Below are 16814 nucleotides of genomic sequence, written 5' to 3' on the forward strand. Positions count from 1 at the left end.
GGTCACCTCCGGAGGCGGAACCGGCGGGCGGGCTTCTCGCTCTCCGCCGGCGGGTCCTCCAGGGAGGACGCGGCGGCGGAGCGCGGGGCCGCGACCGTGTCGCCCGCCAGACGGGCGGCGAGGGCGCGGATGGCGGTGCTCGACTGGTGGGCCGGGTTCTCCAGCACGATCGGGGTGCCGGCGTTGGTCGCGGCGGCGATGTCGATGGAGCTCTCGACCTGGGCGGCGACCCCCATGCCGAGGATGGCCTCGACCTTGTCGGGCCCGATGCCGACCGCGTCGTCGGCGCGGTTGAGCAGCAGGTGGCGGTGGCCGCGCGCGATGTCGAGCATCTCCAGCGTCTCGAGCGCCACCTTGACGTTCTTCAGCGTGGGGACGTCGAGGGTCGCGACGATCACGCACTCGTCGGTCTCGTCCAGGGCGGTCAGCGTCTGCTCGTCGAAGGCCGGGGCGGTGTCGACGACGACGTGGTCGAAGGTCTCGCGCAGGGTGCGCAGGACCCGGGTGACCAGGGCCGCGGTGATCCGGTCGCGCACGTCGGGGTGCGCGGGCGCGGCGAGCACCATCAGCGACTCCTGGTGCCGGGTCAGCAGCCCCTCGAGCATGGCGGCGTCGAGGGAGTCCTCGGCGCCGACGGCGTGCTCGATGGAGTGGGTGGGGAAGAGCTGCATGGTGATCGCGACGTCGCCGAAGCCGAGGTCGAGGTCGACCAGGCAGACCTTGCGGGCGCCCTGCTCGGTCAGGGCCAGCGCGAGGTTGACCGCCATCGTGGTCTTGCCGACGCCGCCCTTGGGGGAGAAGACGGTGACCACGCGGCCGACGTGCGCGGCGCCGGTGGGGCCGCGGAGCGCGAGGTGCAGCTGGTAGGCGCGGTCGACGGCCGCCTCGAGCGCCGGGACGTCGGCGGTCTGGACGACGTCGCGGGCGCCGGCCTTCATCGCCCCGGCCAGGGTCGCGGTGTCGAGCTCGTCGCGGACGAGCACGACGCTGACGGTCGGCCGGGTGGTGCGCAGCCCCTCGCACACCGCGACGGTGTCGGCCAGCGCGAGGTGGGGGCCCAGCACGACGACGTACTCGTCGGTGTGCTGGGTCAGCCACCCGTGCATCCGGTCGACCGACAAGACGCCCTGGGCGCCGGCGGGGAGCCCGGCCAGGAGCGCGCCGAGGGTGGCGTTCTCGGGATCGACGACGACAGGCACGCCGGTTACCGGAAGAGGTTCTGGTTGGTCACCGCGGGGCCGGGGCGCACGGTGGTGCCCTCGCCGACGAGCGCGAAGGCGAGCTCGCCGTTGCCCTGGGCGAACATCACCCGCTCGGCCTGCTCCTGGCTCAGGGCGAGGGTGATGAGGGTGCGGGGCAGCTGCTCGACGGTCTGCTGGCCGGTCTGGTCGGTGGTCGTCGTCGAGACCGGGGTGGTCGAGCCGACCGCGAGGACGGTGGCCCGGGGCAGCAGCAGCCGGGTGAAGGGCTGGCCGCTGGTCGGGTCGGCGCCGTTGAAGAAGACCGCCACCTGCGAGCCGGGGTTGACGAAGCCGGCGACGCGGGCGGTGTCGGTGAGGTTGACCGTCGCGGTGACCTGCCCCTTCTGCAGCTGCAGGCCGGTGTCGGCCGACACCTGGGCGGCGCCGCCGAACTTGGCGGGGATCAGCTGCTCACCGGGGTAGATCGGCACCAGCGCGAGCTGGTCGGTGAACAGGGAGGTGTCGGCCTGCGCGCCGTCGAGGACCTGGTCCGAGACGACCGGCTCGAGCGCGACCTTGCCGGCGGCCAGCGCGTCCTCGATCCGTTCGCCCTTGGCGATCGGTGCGGTCGCCCGCAGGACCTCCACCGTGGTGAAGCGGTCCTCGGCCCGCGCGTCCGCGCCGCGCACGTAGAGGAAGACCAGCACCGTGCCCAGCGCTGCGACGAGCGCCGCGGCGACGAGCAGGATCCTTCGTCGGTCCATCGACAGAACCTCTCCGTCCTGTGAGGGAACGTCGGGAGCCCCCTCCGACGGTCCAGCATTCCCATGACGGCACCGGCCTGCTCCCTCCCGAGCGGGCTGCGGCGCCGAGCACCGATGCTAGGCCCCCCGACCACTTCTCGTGGACGAATGGGACGGAACTGTCGAACCTCACCCCTCGGGGTGATCCGCCGGCAGGTTCCTCACGAGTAAAGAGCGTCGACGTCGCTGCGGAACTCGCGCATCACGACGTTCCGCTTCAGCTTCAGGCTCGGGGTGAGCTGTCCGCCCTCCTCGGTCCACTCCGCGGTGAGGATGGAGAACTTCCGGATCGACTCGGCCTTGGAGACCGCCTTGTTGGCGTCCTCGACCGCGGCCTCGATCTCGGCCCGCAGGTCGGCGTCGTCGACGAGCTCCTCGATGTCCGCGGACTTCCCGCGGGCCTCGGCCCACACCGGCAGCGCCTCGCGGTCGAGGGTGACCAGGGCGGCGATGAAGGGCTGGCCGTCGCCGACGACGACGCACTGGTCGACGAGGGCGTGGGCCCGCAGGCGGTCCTCGAGCACGGCCGGCGCGACGTTCTTGCCGCCGGCGGTGACGATGATCTCCTTCTTGCGGCCGGTGATCTTGACGAAGCCCTCCTCGTCGACCTCGCCGACGTCGCCGGTGTGGAACCAGCCGTCGGGCTCGAGCGCCTCGCGGCTGGCCTCCTCGTTCTCCCAGTAGCCGGCGAAGACCTGGCCGCCCTGGAAGAGCAGCTCGCCGTCGTCGGCGACCCGGACCGCGGTGCCCGGCAGCGGGCGACCCACGGACCCGATCTTCTGGGCGTCGGGGAGGTTGACGGTCAGCGCGGCGGTCGTCTCGGTGAGCCCGTAGCCCTCGAGGACGGTCAGCCCGATGCCGCGGTAGAAGTGGCCGAGCCGGTCACCGAGCGGCGCGCCGCCGGAGACCGCGAACTGGCAGCTGCCGCCGAGCGCGGTGAGCAGCTTGCCGTAGACGAGCTTGGCGAACAGCGCGTGCTGGGCGCGCACGGCCAGCGAGGGGCGGCCCTTGTCCAGGCCGCGGGACCACGCGATCGCGACGTCGGCGGCGCGGTTGAAGATCTTGCCGCGGCCCTCGGCGGTCGCCTTCTGCGAGGCGGTGTTGAAGACCTTCTCGAAGACGCGGGGCACCGCGAGGATGAACGTCGGCTGGAAGGACTGGAGGTCGGGCAGCAGGTTCTTGATGTCGGGGGAGTGGCCCATGCGGGCCCGCGACTTCACGCAGCCGACCTGGATGATCCGGGCGAAGACGTGGGCCAGCGGCAGGAACAGCAGCGTGGAGGCGCCGTCGGACTCAAAAAGTCGGTGCAGCTCGTCGACCGCGACGCCGAGCTCGAACATGAAGTTGCCGTGGGTGAGCATGCAGCCCTTGGGCCGGCCCGTGGTGCCCGAGGTGTAGATCAGGGTCGCGAGGTCCAGCGGCGTCGCCGTCGTACGCCGCTTCTCGAGGTCGTCGTCGGCGATGTCGGCGCCGAGGCGGCTCAGGACGTCGACGGCGTTGTCGCTCAGCGACCACACGTGGTTGAGCGCCTCGAGCCCGGAGCGGACCTCGCTGATCCGCGCCACGTGGTCGTCGCCCTCCGCGACGACCGCGCGGGCGCCGCTGTCGCGCAGGATCCACTCGATCTGCTCCGCGGAGGAGGTCTCGTAGATCGGCACCGTCACGGCGCCGGCGAACCAGATCGCGTAGTCGAGCAGCGTCCACTCGTAGCGGGTCTTGGAGATCAGGGCGACGCGGTCGCCGGTCTCGATGCCGGCCGCGACCAGCCCCTTGGCGACCGCCGAGACCTCGGCGAGGAACTCCGCTGCGGTGACGTCGTCCCAGCCGCCGCCGGCGGCGGGCCTGCTGAACACGACGGCGTCGGGCGCCTCCGCGGCGTTGCGCACCACGTCGTCGGTCAGGTTGCCCGTCCCCGGGACCTCGATCGTCAGGGGCGTGGAGAACTCCCGCACGCTGTACTCCTCCGGACACGTCGTTCAGACGCCCGAACGGACGCCCATCGCAGGCTACCGCCGCCCGGCGGGGGGCTTTTCATCCGGTACGCTGCCGCATCGATCCACCCGCCGACCCCGCTCAGCACCCGCGACCTCCAGGGGGACCCGCCATGGCCGAACAGACCACGTCGTCGATCACCGTCGACGCCGCGCCGGCCGAGGTGATGGCGGTGATCGCCGACTTCGCGGCGTACCCCGCGTGGGCCAAGGGCGTGCAGACGGCCGACGTCGTCTCGACCTACCCCGACGGCCGCGCCGAGCGGGTGTTCTTCGCCCTCGACGTCTCGCCGATCAAGGACGAGTACACCCTGGAGTACCAGTGGGACGGCGACCGCGAGGTCACCTGGACCCTGGTCGAGGGCAAGATGCTGCGCGCCCTCGACGGCGCCTACGTGCTCCGCGACCTCGGCGGCTCGACCGAGGTGACCTACCGGCTCGCCCTCGACGTCTCGATCCCGCTCATCGGGATGCTCAAGCGCAAGGGCGAGAAGATCCTCATCGACACGGCGCTGAAGGGTCTGAAGAAGCGCGTCGAGTCGCGCTGACGCGCCCGATGCGCCTCCTCCTCCTCACCGGCAAGGGCGGTGTCGGCAAGTCCACGGTCGCAGCCGGTACGGCGGCGCTCGCGGCCGCCGCCGGCCACCGCACGCTCGTGCTCTCCACCGACGCGGCCCACTCGCTGGCCGACGCGTTCGGGGCTCCGGTCGGGCCCGACCCGACCGAGGTCGCCGAGCGTCTCTTCGTCCAGCAGGTCGACGCCCAGCTGCGCTTCCAGGAGTCCTGGGGCGAGGTGCAGCGCTACCTCCTCTCGGTGCTCGACTCCGCGGGCGTCGACCGGCTCGCTGCCGAGGAGCTGACCGTCCTGCCCGGCGCCGAGGAGGTGCTGGCGCTGCTCGAGCTGCGCCTCCAGGTCCTCTCCGGCGCGTGGGACGTCGTGGTCGTGGACTGCGCCCCGACCGCGGAGACGTTGCGGCTGCTGGCGCTGCCCGAGGCGCTCGGCTGGTACATGGACCGCGTCCTGCCCACCCAGGCCCGCGTCGTCAAGGCGCTCAAGCCGGTGCTCAGCCGTGCCGCGGGCGTCCCGATGCCGGGCGGCTCGGTCTTCGAGGCCGTCGAGCGGCTGCACGCCGAGCTCGACGAGGTCCGCTCCCTGCTGCAGGGCCCCGACGCCAGCGTGCGGCTCGTGCTCACCCCGGAGTCCGTCGTCGTCGCCGAGGCCCGCCGCAGCTGGACCAGCCTCTCGCTCTACGGCTACCGCGTCGACGGCGTCGTGGCCAACCGCGTCTTCCCGCCCGCCGACGGCGACGCCTGGCGCGCGGGCTGGGTCGAGGCCCAGCAGCGCGTCCTCGCCGAGGTCGACCAGTCCTTCGTCGGGCTGCCCGTGTGGCGCTCGGCGTACCGCCCGGCCGAGCCGGTCGGCGTCGAGGCACTGCGCGCGCTCGCCGCGGAGGTGTACGCCGGCGCCGACCCGCTCGCGCTCCCCGCCGCCGACGGGCCGTTCCGGGTCTCGCGGACCGCCGAGGGCGCGGTGCTGCGGCTGCGGCTGCCGCTGGTCGCGCGCGACGACGTCGACCTGGCCCGCGCCCACGACGAGCTGGTGGTGACCGTCGGGTCCTACCGCCGCCCGATCACGCTGCCGGCCGCGCTGGTGCACCTCGAGGTCGCCGGCGCGCGCGTCGAGGACGGCGAGCTCCAGGTGCGGTTCCGCGACCCCCGCACGGCGTCCGCCCGGGGGGCGACCGCATGAGCGAGGACCACGGGCCCGGCCAGGAGCCTGGCCACGGGCCCGGCCAGGATCCCGGCGAGGGCGTGGGCAGCGTCGCCGAGGAGGCCGCCAAGCTCTTCGGCGCGCTCGGGGACTGGGCCCAGGACGAGGGCGCGGGCCTGGGTGCCGGGCTGGGCGCCGGCCTCTCGGGGTTCGCGGCGCAGGCCGCGGCGGCCGCCCACGGGCTCGACGAGCACCTCGCGACCGGTGCGCCCGAGTGCACGTGGTGCCCGGTGTGCCGCGCGGTCCAGGCCGTGCGACGCACGAGCCCGGAGGTGCGCGCCCACCTGGGCGCCGCCGCCTCCTCGCTGCTGCAGGCGGCCGCGGAGGCGATGGCCACCGCGGTGCCGCCCGACCGGCGCCCGCCCCCGGACGGCTCGCCGGGCGTGGAACGGATCGACCTGGACCCCGACGAGGGGGCCGACGACTGGCCGGAGGACGAGGGATGACGCTCACGTGTGGCGTGGACGTCGGCGGGACGAAGATCGCCGCCGGCGTCGTGGACAGCGAGGGCACGATCCTCGAGCAGGCGCGGGTGGAGTCGCCCGCGACCGACGCCGAGGCGATCGAGGACGCGATCGCCGGGCTGGTCCTGGACCTGCGCACCCGCCACGAGATCACGGCCGTCGGCGTCGGGGCGGCCGGCTACGTCGACAAGGCCCGCGCGGTGGTGATGTTCGCGCCGAACATCGCCTGGCGCGACGTACCGCTCAAGGCCGAGCTGGAGCAGCGCGTCGAGCTGCCGGTCGTGGTGGAGAACGACGCGAACGCCGCCGCCTGGGGCGAGTTCGTCTTCGGCGCCGGCCACGACGTCGACGACCTCATGCTCGTCACCGTCGGCACCGGCATCGGCGGCGGCATCGTGCTCGACGGCCAGCTGCACCGCGGAGCCTTCGGGGCCGGTGCGGAGATCGGCCACCTGCGGGTCGTCCCCGACGGCGTCCGCTGCGGCTGCGGCAACCGCGGCTGCTTCGAGCAGTACGCCAGTGGCTCGGCGCTCGTCCGCGACGCCCGCGCCGCGGCGGTCGAGGGGTCCCTCGCGGCCCGCGACCTGCTCGCCCGGGCGGGCGGTGACGCGCTGGCGATCACCGGACCCCTGATCACCGAGGCGGCGCGGGCGGGCGACCCGTTCGCGGTCGCGTCGCTGGCCGAGCTGGGCCGCTGGCTCGGCGAGGGCATCGCGTCGCTGGCCACCGTGCTCGACCCTGCGGTCGTGGTCGTCGGCGGCGGGGTCAGCGAGGCCGGCGAGCTGCTCCTCGGTCCCATCCGCACCGCGTTCATGGCCGAGCTGCCCGCGCGTGGCCACCGGCCCACGCTGGAGATCCGCCGCGCCCGGCTGGGCAACCGCGCGGGTCTCATCGGCGCCGCCGACCTCGCCCGCCGCTGAGGCCGGGCGCGTGAGCCTCCACATCGGCGTCGACGTCGGCGGCACCAAGGTGCTCGCCGCCGAGGTGGAGGCCGACGGCACCGTGCGGCGTACCGCTCGTCGGGCGACCCCCGGCCGCCGGGTCGACGCGGCCCTCGTGGAGCAGGCGCTGACCGAGGCCGTCGCGGAGGTCGCCGGCGGCCGGCCGGTCGACGGGGTGGGGCTCGCGGCGGCGGGCTTCGTCGACGCCGCCCGCGAGCGGGTGGTCTTCGCCCCCCACCTGCCCTGGCAGGGTGACGACGTACGCCGCCGGCTCGCCGAGCGGTGGGGCACCACGGTCGCCCTGGACAACGACGCCAACTGCGCCGCGCTCGCCGAGAGCGCGCTGGGCGCCGCCGTCGGGGTCGAGGACTTCCTGCTCGTCACGATGGGGACCGGGATCGGCGGGGCGGTCCTGCTCGGCGGCCGGGTCCGCCGGGGGCGCAACGGGATGGCCGGCGAGTTCGGCCACACCCAGGTCGTGCCCGACGGCCGCCCCTGCGAGTGCGGCGGCGCAGGCTGCTGGGAGCAGTACGCCAGCGGCAACGCGCTCGTCCGGCACGCCCGCAGCCGCCTGGGCCAGGAGCCCACCGTGCTCGAGGGGCTGTGCGGCGGGGACCCCGACGCGCTCGTCGGCCCGATGGTCACCGAGGCCGCGGCCGGCGGCGACGCGGTCGCGCTGGCGGCCTTCGCGTCGGTCGGGGACTGGCTCGGCGTGGGCATCGCCAACCTCGTCGCCTCCTTCGACCCGCCGCTGGTCGTGGTCGGCGGCGGGGTCTCCGCGGCGGGCGACCTGCTGCTCGAACCCGCCCGGCGCGCGCTCGCCCGCTCCCTCGTGGGCGCCCCGCACCGCTCCCTCCCGCCGGTCGTTCGCGCGCGGTTCGGGCCCGAGGCCGGCGTCGTCGGCGGGGCGCTCCTCGTCCGCGGGCGGTAGCGCGGCTCGGCCGCTCGGTCGCACATTTCATCGGCCGGCCGATGGACCTGACGGTGGGCCGATGAAGTTCCATCGGCCCACCGAGAGCTTTGTCGGCCGGCCGATGAAACGTCGCGGTCGCGGCTAGAGCTGCGCGCCGTCGTCCCAGGGGTCGCGGGGGCCGCGGGGCATCTGCAGCACGAGGTAGAGGAAGCCCCCGACGAAGGCCCCCACGAGGAGGTAGCCGACGAACTGCGGCAGGTCGACGGCGAGCACGAGGCACAGCAGCAGGACGGCGGGTGCGCCGAAGACGCCCGCCCAGGCGGCCGCGCGCACCCCGCGGGGCCGGGGCAGCGGCGGGGGAGGCGGCGGCACGAACCGCTCCTCGTCGGCCCGGCCGAGGTCGCTCTCCGGCTCCTCCGGCAGGTCCACGTGGTACGTCGGCGGGCCGGCGTCGACGGGGCCGGCGTCGGGGCCCTCGACGGGGCCGGTGTCCACCGGGGTGGCGAGGGTCGGGGGCGGGTCCTCGTCGAGCGTGGGCCGGTCCCCGTAGTTCTCGACGATCGAGCGCCAGGCGTCGTCCTCGTCGTCCCGCTTCACGAGGTCGAGGCTACGCCGCCGTGACCCGCTTCACGAACGCTGCGGTCTCCTCGATGATCGTCGGCAGGTCGTTGTCGAGGGTGGCGACGTGGTAGCTCTCCGGCAGCGACACCTCGGTCACGTCGCGCGAGGACACCCCGGAGACCACCAGCGGCTGGGTGAGGTCGTCGACCACGTGGTCGACGGTCGAACGCAGGTAGAGCAGCGGCGCGGTGACGCGCGGCAGGTCGGCGACCAGGCCCGGCCAGGCGCGGAACATCGAGTGGGCGGCCCTGAGCGGCGTGCGGGTGTAGCCGTGCTCCTCCACGCCCGGCTTCTTGATGTCGTTGGCGATCCCGGGGAAGGACCCGAGGACGTGCTTGAGGACGGGGAGCAGCTTGACGTCCTTGCGGCCGGTGGCCACCGCGGGGTTGACGACCACGACGCCCGCGACGGCGTCGCCGTGGTCGGCGGCCAGGCGCAGGGTGAGCGCGCCGCCCATCGAGAGCCCGCCGATGACGACCGCGTCGTGGGTGCGGCGCAGGTCGGCGAAGACGCGGGACAGCTCGGCGTACCAGTCCTCCCACGTCGTGGTGTTGCAGTCCTGCCAGGTCGTGCCGTGGCCCGGCAGCCGCGGGACCTCCACGCCGTACCCGTGCTCGGCGAGCGCCTCGCCCCACGGCTTGATCGACGCCGGCTGGCCGGTGAAGCCGTGGCTGAGCAGCACGCCGATGCGCCGACCGCCGGTCAGCTCCGGGCGCGCGGGGACGGAGAGGGGCGAGGCCAGCGGGTGGAGCGTCGGGTGGATCGTCATGGCGGCACCTTAGGTCTAGGGTTGCCCCGTCCGGGCCGGGTCGGGGAAGGTGCGCCGCGTGTTCTATTGGTTCCTGAAGTGGGTGGCCCTCGGGCCGTTCCTCCGGGTCATCTTCCGACCCCAGGTCACCGGCGCGGAGAACGTCCCCGCCGAGGGCCCGGCGATCCTCGCCAGCAACCACCTCTCCTACGCCGACTGGCTGTTCATGCCGCTCACGCTCCCGCGGCGCGTCACCTTCGTGGCGAAGGCGGAGTACTTCACCAGCCCGGGCATCAAGGGCTGGTTCCAGAAGCAGTTCTTCTCCGGCGCCGGCCAGGTGCCGATCGACCGCGGCGGCGCCAGCGCGGCCGAGGGCGCGCTCACCGCGGCCAAGCGGATCCTCCTGGAGAAGGGCGGCCTGTTCGGGATCTACCCCGAGGGCACGCGCAGCCACGACGGCCGGCTCTACCGCGGCAAGACCGGCGTCGCCCGCCTCGCCCTCGAGACCGGCGTCCCGGTCATCCCGGTCGCGGTCGTCGGCACCGACGTGGTCGCGCCTCCCGGCAAGACCTTCGGCACCTTCACCCGCCCGGTCGTCCGGTTCGGCAAGCCGCTGGACTTCTCCCGGTACGAGGGGATGAGCAACGACCGCTACATCCTGCGCTCGGTGACCGACGAGATCATGTACGAGATCATGCGGCTCTCGGGCCAGGAGTACGTCGACACCTACGCCGCGCAGGCCAAGAAGGCCGACGCCGAGGCGAAGAAGGCCGAGGCCGAGGCGAAGAAGGCCGAGCGCGGCGAGCAGCCCGCCGACCAGCAGAAGAAGGCGTCCTGAGCGCAGTCCCCGACCTGGCGGGCGGTGCGTCCGCCCCGGGTCTGGCCGTCGAGGACCGGCTCTTCCGAGCCCTGGCCGTCCTGCGGGTGGTCACCCTCGCCAACGCGGTGGTGCTCAACCTCTACCGCCTCGATGACGTCGCGCGGCCGGCCGCCGGCGTCGGCTGCGTGCTGGGGATGGTGGCCTGGACGGCGTTCGCCGTCGGGGCGTACGCCGCGCCGCGCCGCCGGACGGCCGCCTTGCTGGTCGCGGACCTCGCCGTCGCGGTCGCGCTCCTCGCGGTCACCCCGTTCGTCAAGGGCGAGGGCTTCCAGGCGACCGTGCCCGGCTTCTGGATCGCCGGGGCGCTGCTGGCCTGGGCGGTCCACTACCGCTGGGTGGGCGGGCTGGTGGCCGCGCTGGTGCTGGCGGTGCCCGACCTGCTCATCCGCGAGGAGATCAGCCAGTCCAACTACGGCAACGTCTTCCTCATCGTCATCGGTGGTCCGCTGGTGGGGTTCATGTGCGGCTCGCTGCAGCAGATGGCCGCCGAGCGCGACCGCGCCGAGCGCACCGCCGCCGCGGCCGCCGAGCGCGCCCGGCTGGCCCGCGCGGTGCACGACGGCGTGCTCCAGGTGCTCTCGCTGGTCCAGCGCCGTGGGGCCGAGCTCGGTGGCGAGGCCGCCGAGCTGGGCCGGCTCGCCGGGGAGCAGGAGGCGCGGCTGCGGACGCTCATCCGCACCCAGGAGCGCACCGCCGAGGTGACGGGCCCGGGGGAGAGCGGCGGGCCGGTGGTGCTGGACCTGGCCGCCGAGCTCGGCCGGCTGGAGTCGCGGGGAGCGGTGAGCGTCGCGGCGCCGGCCACGCCGGTCGAGCTGCCGGCCGCGGTCGTCGACGAGCTGTGCGCGGTGGTCGGCGCCTGCCTGGACAACGTTGCCGTGCACGTCGGCGCGGACGCCCCGGCCTGGGTGCTGCTCGAGGCCCTCGGGGACCGGGTCGAGCTCTCGGTGCGCGACGAGGGGCCGGGCATCCCGGCCGGCCGGCTCGAGCAGGCGGCCGCGGAGGGCCGGCTCGGGGTGAGCGAGTCGATCCGCGGCCGGGTCGCGGACCTCGGCGGCACGGCCACGCTGACCACCGGGGCCTTCGGCACCGAGTGGGAGATCGTCGTCCCCGTCCGCTTCGACGACGGCGTACCCCCGGGCACGCCCCGGCACTAGTCTCCGGGCGTGCCCGACCAGCCCCGCCCCGTCACCGAGCGCGAGATCACCGCGCCCGTCGCGCTCACGCTGCCCGATGGCCGGCTCAACCCCGAGGCGGTCGGCTGGACCCGCACCCCGCTGGTGGTCACCGACGGCGTCGGCCGCGGCCGCCGCGGCCGGGGCCGGAACAAGCGGTGGGAGTACTGGGCGGTGACCACCCCCGCCCACGTCGTCGCGCTGGTCACCTCCGACATCGACTACGCGGCCGTGCACGGCCTCTGGCTGCTCGACCGGCGCACCGGCGAGGCGGTCGCCCACGACGCGATCGGCGTCACCGGGCGCAGCGCCACCCTGCCCGGCACGCTCGGGGCGGGCCCGGTGCGCTCGCGCACCAAGCAGGTCGTCATCGACGTCGACGAGGTCGCGGGCGGCACCCGCCTGCGGGCCCGCGGCGCGCGGATCGAGGTCGACGTCGTCGCGCACCGTCCCGAGGGCCACGAGAGCCTCGGGGTCGTGGTGCCGTGGACCGACCGGCTCTTCCAGTACACCGTCAAGGACGTCGCCCGCCCCGCGACCGGCACGATCCGGCTCGACGGGGTCGCCGCCGACGTACCGGCGGGGGAGTCGTGGGCGACCCTCGACCACGGCCGCGGCCGCTGGCCCTACGACGTGCGGTGGAACTGGGGTGCCGGCGCCGGCCGCACCGATGGGCGGGTGATCGGCATCCAGGTCGGCGGGCAGTGGACCGACGGCACCGGCACGGTCGAGAACTCCCTGTACGTCGACGGCCGGCTGACCAAGATCAGCGAGGAGCTGGTCTGGGACTACGACCGCGAGGACTGGCTGGCGCCCTGGAGCGTCACCGGCGAGACGGTCGACCTCACGTTCACCCCGTTCCACCTCAAGCGCTCGGTCACCGACCTCAAGGTCTTCGCCTCCCGCACCCACCAGTGCTTCGGGACCTGGGCCGGGCGGGTGCGCGACGAGAGCGGCGCGTGGGTGCGGGTCGCCGACGTCGTCGGCTGGGCCGAGGACGTCCACAACCGCTGGTGACCGGCTCGCTAGCCTCGGCCCCGATGACCATCCACGACAGCCACCCCTTCGCCGGCGAGGACGACCCGGTACGTCGCTTCCGCGGCCGCCTCGGCGGCACCGTGACGCTGTGGACCGCCGGGCCCCCGGAGGACCGGGCGGGCCTGACCGTCACCTCCCTGATGGTCGCCAACGGCGAGACCCCGCGCGTGCTCGCGTTGCTCGACCCCGACGCCGACCTCGTCGACGCCCTGCGCTCGACCGGCCGCTCGGTGGTCCAGGTGCTGTCCTGGGCCGACCGCGGGCTCGCCGAGATGTTCGCCGGCACGGCCCCGGCGCCCGGAGGCCTCTTCCGCCAGGCGGCCTTCGAGGACACGGCGTACGGGCCGCGGCTCGCCTCGGCCACGACCTGGGCCGGCCTCGAGCTCGAGGACGAGCGCGAGGTCGGCTGGTCGGTGCTCGTGACCTGTCGGCTCGTCGAGGCCGTCGCCGGCGAGGACGTCGACCCGCTCGGCCACCGGCGCGGCCGCTGGCTGCGGCTTGCCCCCGGGACCGGCCCCGGACCCCGCCCCGGACCCGCCCAGGAGAAGGAGACCCGATGAGTGCCGCCCCGGCCGAGGAGACGATCGAGCCCATCCGCGTGATGGTCGTCGACGACCACCCGATGTGGCGCGACGCCGTCGAGCGCGACCTGCAGCAGGCGGGCTTCGACGTGGTCGCGGTCGCGGCGACCGGCAAGGAGGCGCTCGCCCGGTTCAAGGCGGCCCGGCCCCAGGTCGTCGTGCTCGACCTGCAGATCCCCGAGCCGGACGGCGTCGGCGTCACCCGCGAGGCGCTCGCCCACGACCCCTCGGCGCGGGTGCTGGTGCTCAGCGCCTCCGGCGAGCAGGCCGACGTGCTCGAGGCGGTCAAGGCCGGCGCCACCGGCTACCTGGTCAAGTCCGCCTCGCGGGAGGAGCTGCTCGACGCCGTACGTCGCGTGGCCCGCGGCGACACCGTCTTCACCCCCGGCCTCGCCGGCCTGGTGCTCGGCGAGTTCCGCCGGCTCGCGGACCCCTCCGCCTCCGCCGACCCCGCCCAGCCGCAGCTGACCGAGCGGGAGACCGAGGTGCTGAAGATGGTCGCGAAGGGGATGTCGTACAAGCAGATCGCCGAGCGGCTCGTGCTCTCCCACCGCACGGTGCAGAACCACGTGCAGAACACGCTGCGCAAACTGCAGATGCACAACCGGGTCGAGCTGACCCGCTGGGCGATCGAGCAGGGGCTGGACTCCGACTGACCGGCCGCCCGGTCAGGAGCCGCGGGCCGGGTGCGGCTTGCCGCCGCCGGGGGAGGCGTCGACGAGGTCGTGCTGGACGCCGTACCGCGTGCGGAGCCGCTGGTCCTGCGCCTCGCGGTACCGCTCGCCCATCCGCGTGCGCGGCCCGAGGGTGAACGGCACCCGGTCGAGGGCGGCGTTGAGGCCGCCGATCACCGGCCCGGCGGCGCGGACGAGGTGCTTGAGGCGGGTGTCGGCGACGCCGAGCTCGTCGGCGATGCCGTCGCCGATGAAGACGCGCTCCAGCGCGGCGACGACCTTCGGCGCGGCCGGGTGCAGTCGCGCGGGCACGAGCTGCTCGATCTCGGGCACGAGGAACTCGCTGTTGATCGCGCCGACCAGCTCGCGGCAGTACTCGTCGACCGGCGGGCGGGTGAGCAGGTAGATCCCCTCGAGCGCCTCCTGCTCGGCCTCGTCGGTGGGCAGCAGGCTCGCGTCGATCCCGAGCAGGTGGCCGATGTAGCGCCAGCGGGCGTAGTACGCCGCCTGCTCGTGCGGGCGGTACGGCGCGCCGATCGCGCGCATGCCGCGCAGCGGGATCAGGCAGAACTCGATGAGGGTGTAGGCGAGGTAGGACTGGCAGATCGGCACGCCCCACGCCTCGGTGTCCCAGCGCTCGTCGCGCAGCAGGGACCGGCGGACGAGCGCGTGGATGATCCGCACGCGCACGGTCAGCTCGAAGCCCTCCTCGTGCCGCCCGAGCCCGCCCTGCTGGTTGGCCGCGACCAGCCACGAGGCGACCTCGATGGTGCGCATCCCGGCGTTCTCGATGTAGCGGCCCGTCATCTCCAGGGGGCGCGAGGCCGCGGAGTTGGCGTAGCCGCTGACCAGCGACGCCGCGCCGAGGACGATGCCGGCCTGCCGGGTGTAGCGCCCCAGGTGCACCGTCGCGCGGTCGATCGCGTCGAGGTCGACCCAGTCGGGGGTGTCGTCGAGCTGGGCGAAGAGCGCCCGCAGCGACTCCGGGGCGTCCGGCACCGCGTCGATGCCCTGCCGGCACGCCGTGCGCAGCATCCGCATGCCCTTGCCGTGGCCGATCCGCGCGAGGTCGTCGACGAAGGCGTCGGCGAGCGGGTCGCCGTCCCACATGGCGGCGACGTACGTCGAGGCGAGCTGCGGGTAGCGCTGCTCGGCGAGCTCGACGTGGCGCAGGGTGGTGGGCCGCGGGTGGCCGGTCGCTTGCATGCCAGCGAGCCTAGAAGTGAGGATGTCTCACCTTCCATTCACTTCTCGGCCGGCCCCGGAGGTCTCCCGCGTGGCGCACAAGCAGCGGATCCGACCGACCCAGCAGCGCGCGGTGCAGATGCGGCGGACGCTCCTCGACGCCGCGCTTCACCTTCTGGAGGAGCGCGGGGCGCAGCGGTTGACGACCACCGCGATCGTCGAGCGCGCCCACGTCAGCACCGGGACCTTCTACCGCTACTTCAACGACAAGGCCGAGATCATCACCGCGCTGCGCGACGAGGCGGTCGCCGCGGTCGACCGCGACCTGCGGGAGGCGGTGGTGCGCGCGCTGGACCTGAGCCTGGACGACGCCGTGCGCGAGATCGTGGCCACGCTCGTGACCGGCTTCGAGCAGCACGGCCCGGTGGTGCTCGCGATGGTCGACGCCCAGCCCGGCGGCAGCAACGCCAACGTGCTCCCCGAGATCGAGCGCGACCTCTTCCAGCTCGCCGCGGTGATCCCGCGGCGCCACCTGCCCGACGTACCTCCCGAACGGCTGGAGGCGCTGGTGTTCATGACGATGGGCGTCGTCGTGGCGACCGCGCTGCGCATCGCGCTGTTCCGCCCGCCCGGCTCGGACCGGGAGGCGCTGGTCGACGTGGCGACGACGATGCTGGTGGCCGGCCTGCGCTCGTGAGCGGCGCGGTCGGTAGGTTCCCGTCATGGCCGATGCGACGGGTGAGCTGCTGGCGATCGCCGACGAGCTCTACGCCCTCGACCTCGCGGAGTTCACCCCGGCCCGCGACGCCCGCGCCAAGGAGCTCAAGGGGACCGACCTCGCCAAGCCGGTGAAGTCGCTGCGCAAGCCGTCCACGGCGGCGTGGGTCGTCAACCTGCTCGTGCGGCACGAGACCGAGCAGGTCGACCAGGTGCTCGCCGTCGGGGCGGCCCTGCGCGCGGCGCAGGCCTCGATGTCGGCCGACGAGCTGCGCACGCTCACCAAGCAGCGCCGCCAGCTCACCGCCGCGGTCACCAGCCAGGCCCGCGCGGTCGCCAAGGAGCGCGGCGTACGCGTCACCGACGCGGTCGCCGACCAGGTCGCCGCCACCCTGACCGCCGCGATGGTCGACGAGGGCTGCGCGAAGGCGGTGCGCAGCGGGCTGCTCGTCACCACGATCGAGGCCACGGGCGTCGACGAGGTGGACGCCGGCGCGGCGGTCGCGCTCCCCGAGGCGCTCGGCTTCGCCGCGGTGCCGCGCGCGTCGGTGACCGCCGCCCCGCCGCCGTCCCGGCCCCAGCTCGAGGTCGTCCCCGACCCCGAGGCCGACCTCAAGGTGCGACGCGCCGCCGAGGCGGAGCTCGCCCGGGCCGAGGCCGAGCTCGCCGACGCGCAGACGGGGCTGGACGAGGCGGGGGAGGAGGTCTCCCGCCTGGAGGCCCGCGGGCTGCAGCTCCAGGCCGAGATCGACGAGCTCCGCTCGCGGATCGCCGAGCTCGAGGAGGAGCACGACGCCCTCGACGAGGAGCTCGCCGAGGCCGAGGACACCCGCGACGAGGCCCGCGCCTCCCTCGACGACCTCACCCGCGCCCGAGACGCGGCTCGTGATGCCCTGGACCGGCTGTCGGGATAGTCCGACACGCACGCGCCCTTTCGCGGGTCGGTGAGGGCGCTGGTGTGGCGGACTATCCCGACAGGGAGGGCCCCGCCCCGCCCCGTGTCCGCGACGCGGCCGATCGGCGCTGGACGGGCCCTCGGGGTAGTCCGACACGCACGCGCCCTTTCGGGGGTCGGTGAGGGCGCTGGTGTGGCGGACTATCCCGACAGGAGCGACCACCCCGACGGAGCGACCC

At 74.5% G+C, this 16814-nt stretch carries 18 protein-coding genes; 12 read left to right on the plus strand and 6 right to left on the minus strand.

What is annotated here, in order from left to right:
- Window positions 1-2: 2 nt before the first annotated feature.
- The 3 genes from HPC71_RS07735 to HPC71_RS07745 all read right to left on the minus strand — a co-directional run bounded on the left by HPC71_RS07735 (window position 3) and on the right by HPC71_RS07745 (window position 3936).
- On the minus strand, window positions 3-1199 hold the full coding sequence (locus HPC71_RS07735; protein ID WP_154612002.1) for a CpaE/TadZ family protein: 1197 nt from the start codon (window positions 1197-1199) through the stop codon (window positions 3-5).
- 5 nt (window positions 1200-1204) lie between these two features.
- Window positions 1205-1945 carry a Flp pilus assembly protein CpaB gene (cpaB, locus tag HPC71_RS07740; RefSeq protein WP_154612001.1) on the minus strand — a complete coding sequence of 247 codons (741 nt, stop codon included), beginning with the start codon at window positions 1943-1945 and terminating at the stop codon, window positions 1205-1207.
- Between the two features lie 200 nt (window positions 1946-2145).
- Window positions 2146-3936 (minus strand): AMP-dependent synthetase/ligase, encoded by a 1791-nt coding sequence (locus HPC71_RS07745; RefSeq protein WP_171896465.1) that lies wholly within the window; start codon window positions 3934-3936, stop codon window positions 2146-2148.
- A gap of 152 nt (window positions 3937-4088) precedes the next feature.
- Between HPC71_RS07745 and HPC71_RS07750 the strand changes: the two genes are divergently transcribed.
- The 5 genes from HPC71_RS07750 to HPC71_RS07770 are packed head-to-tail and all read left to right on the plus strand — an operon-like array spanning window position 4089 to window position 8082.
- On the plus strand, window positions 4089-4523 hold the full coding sequence (locus tag HPC71_RS07750; RefSeq protein ID WP_154612000.1) for an SRPBCC family protein: 435 nt from the start codon (window positions 4089-4091) through the stop codon (window positions 4521-4523).
- Between the two features lie 8 nt (window positions 4524-4531).
- Window positions 4532-5725 carry an ArsA family ATPase gene (locus HPC71_RS07755; protein WP_154611999.1) on the plus strand — a complete coding sequence of 398 codons (1194 nt, stop codon included), beginning with the start codon at window positions 4532-4534 and terminating at the stop codon, window positions 5723-5725.
- Window positions 5722-6192: a hypothetical protein gene (locus HPC71_RS07760; protein ID WP_154615067.1), complete on the plus strand. Its 471-nt coding sequence runs from the start codon at window positions 5722-5724 to the stop codon at window positions 6190-6192. The genes HPC71_RS07755 and HPC71_RS07760 overlap by 4 nt, the downstream gene beginning before the upstream one ends.
- Window positions 6189-7130, plus strand: a complete 942-nt coding sequence (locus HPC71_RS07765) for an ROK family glucokinase (RefSeq protein ID WP_154611997.1) — start codon at window positions 6189-6191, stop codon at window positions 7128-7130. The genes HPC71_RS07760 and HPC71_RS07765 overlap by 4 nt, the downstream gene beginning before the upstream one ends.
- Window positions 7131-7140: 10 nt before the next feature.
- Window positions 7141-8082 carry an ROK family protein gene (locus HPC71_RS07770; protein WP_171896467.1) on the plus strand — a complete coding sequence of 314 codons (942 nt, stop codon included), beginning with the start codon at window positions 7141-7143 and terminating at the stop codon, window positions 8080-8082.
- Window positions 8083-8205: 123 nt separating this feature from the next.
- Here the strand turns inward: HPC71_RS07770 and HPC71_RS07775 are convergent, their stop codons facing one another.
- The gene (locus tag HPC71_RS07775; protein WP_154615068.1) at window positions 8206-8661 is read right to left on the minus strand and encodes a hypothetical protein; all 456 of its coding nucleotides are present in this window, start codon (window positions 8659-8661) and stop codon (window positions 8206-8208) included.
- 10 nt (window positions 8662-8671) lie between these two features.
- On the minus strand, window positions 8672-9454 hold the full coding sequence (locus tag HPC71_RS07780; protein ID WP_154615069.1) for an alpha/beta hydrolase: 783 nt from the start codon (window positions 9452-9454) through the stop codon (window positions 8672-8674).
- A 58-nt stretch (window positions 9455-9512) separates the two neighbouring features.
- On the opposite strand from HPC71_RS07780, the gene HPC71_RS07785 reads away from it, so the two are divergent.
- From HPC71_RS07785 to HPC71_RS07805, 5 genes are read left to right on the plus strand one after another with little or no spacing between them, the layout of a single operon-like run.
- Entirely contained in the window at window positions 9513-10271 is a 759-nt protein-coding gene (locus HPC71_RS07785) for a lysophospholipid acyltransferase family protein (RefSeq protein ID WP_171896469.1), read from the plus strand.
- Between the two features lie 41 nt (window positions 10272-10312).
- Window positions 10313-11467 carry a MacS family sensor histidine kinase gene (gene macS, locus HPC71_RS07790; protein ID WP_257866208.1) on the plus strand — a complete coding sequence of 385 codons (1155 nt, stop codon included), beginning with the start codon at window positions 10313-10315 and terminating at the stop codon, window positions 11465-11467.
- 9 nt (window positions 11468-11476) lie between these two features.
- Window positions 11477-12502 (plus strand): DUF2804 domain-containing protein, encoded by a 1026-nt coding sequence (locus HPC71_RS07795; protein ID WP_171896471.1) that lies wholly within the window; start codon window positions 11477-11479, stop codon window positions 12500-12502.
- Between the two features lie 23 nt (window positions 12503-12525).
- Window positions 12526-13083: a flavin reductase family protein gene (locus HPC71_RS07800; protein WP_154611994.1), complete on the plus strand. Its 558-nt coding sequence runs from the start codon at window positions 12526-12528 to the stop codon at window positions 13081-13083.
- Complete coding sequence (locus tag HPC71_RS07805; RefSeq protein WP_154611993.1) at window positions 13080-13760, plus strand: response regulator; 681 nt, start codon at window positions 13080-13082, stop codon at window positions 13758-13760. The genes HPC71_RS07800 and HPC71_RS07805 overlap by 4 nt, the downstream gene beginning before the upstream one ends.
- A 12-nt stretch (window positions 13761-13772) precedes the next feature.
- Here HPC71_RS07805 and HPC71_RS07810 read toward each other — a convergent pair whose 3' ends face one another.
- Complete coding sequence (locus tag HPC71_RS07810) at window positions 13773-14984, minus strand: oxygenase MpaB family protein (protein WP_154611992.1); 1212 nt, start codon at window positions 14982-14984, stop codon at window positions 13773-13775.
- A gap of 70 nt (window positions 14985-15054) precedes the next feature.
- Between HPC71_RS07810 and HPC71_RS07815 the strand changes: the two genes are divergently transcribed.
- Window positions 15055-15660 (plus strand): TetR/AcrR family transcriptional regulator, encoded by a 606-nt coding sequence (locus HPC71_RS07815; RefSeq protein ID WP_171896473.1) that lies wholly within the window; start codon window positions 15055-15057, stop codon window positions 15658-15660.
- A gap of 25 nt (window positions 15661-15685) precedes the next feature.
- Window positions 15686-16594 (plus strand): hypothetical protein, encoded by a 909-nt coding sequence (locus tag HPC71_RS07820; protein ID WP_154615071.1) that lies wholly within the window; start codon window positions 15686-15688, stop codon window positions 16592-16594.
- Window positions 16595-16814: the final 220 nt, after the last annotated feature.

The sequence above is a fragment of the Nocardioides marmotae genome, assembly GCF_013177455.1.
Taxonomy (GTDB): Bacteria; Actinomycetota; Actinomycetes; order Propionibacteriales; family Nocardioidaceae; genus Nocardioides; species Nocardioides marmotae.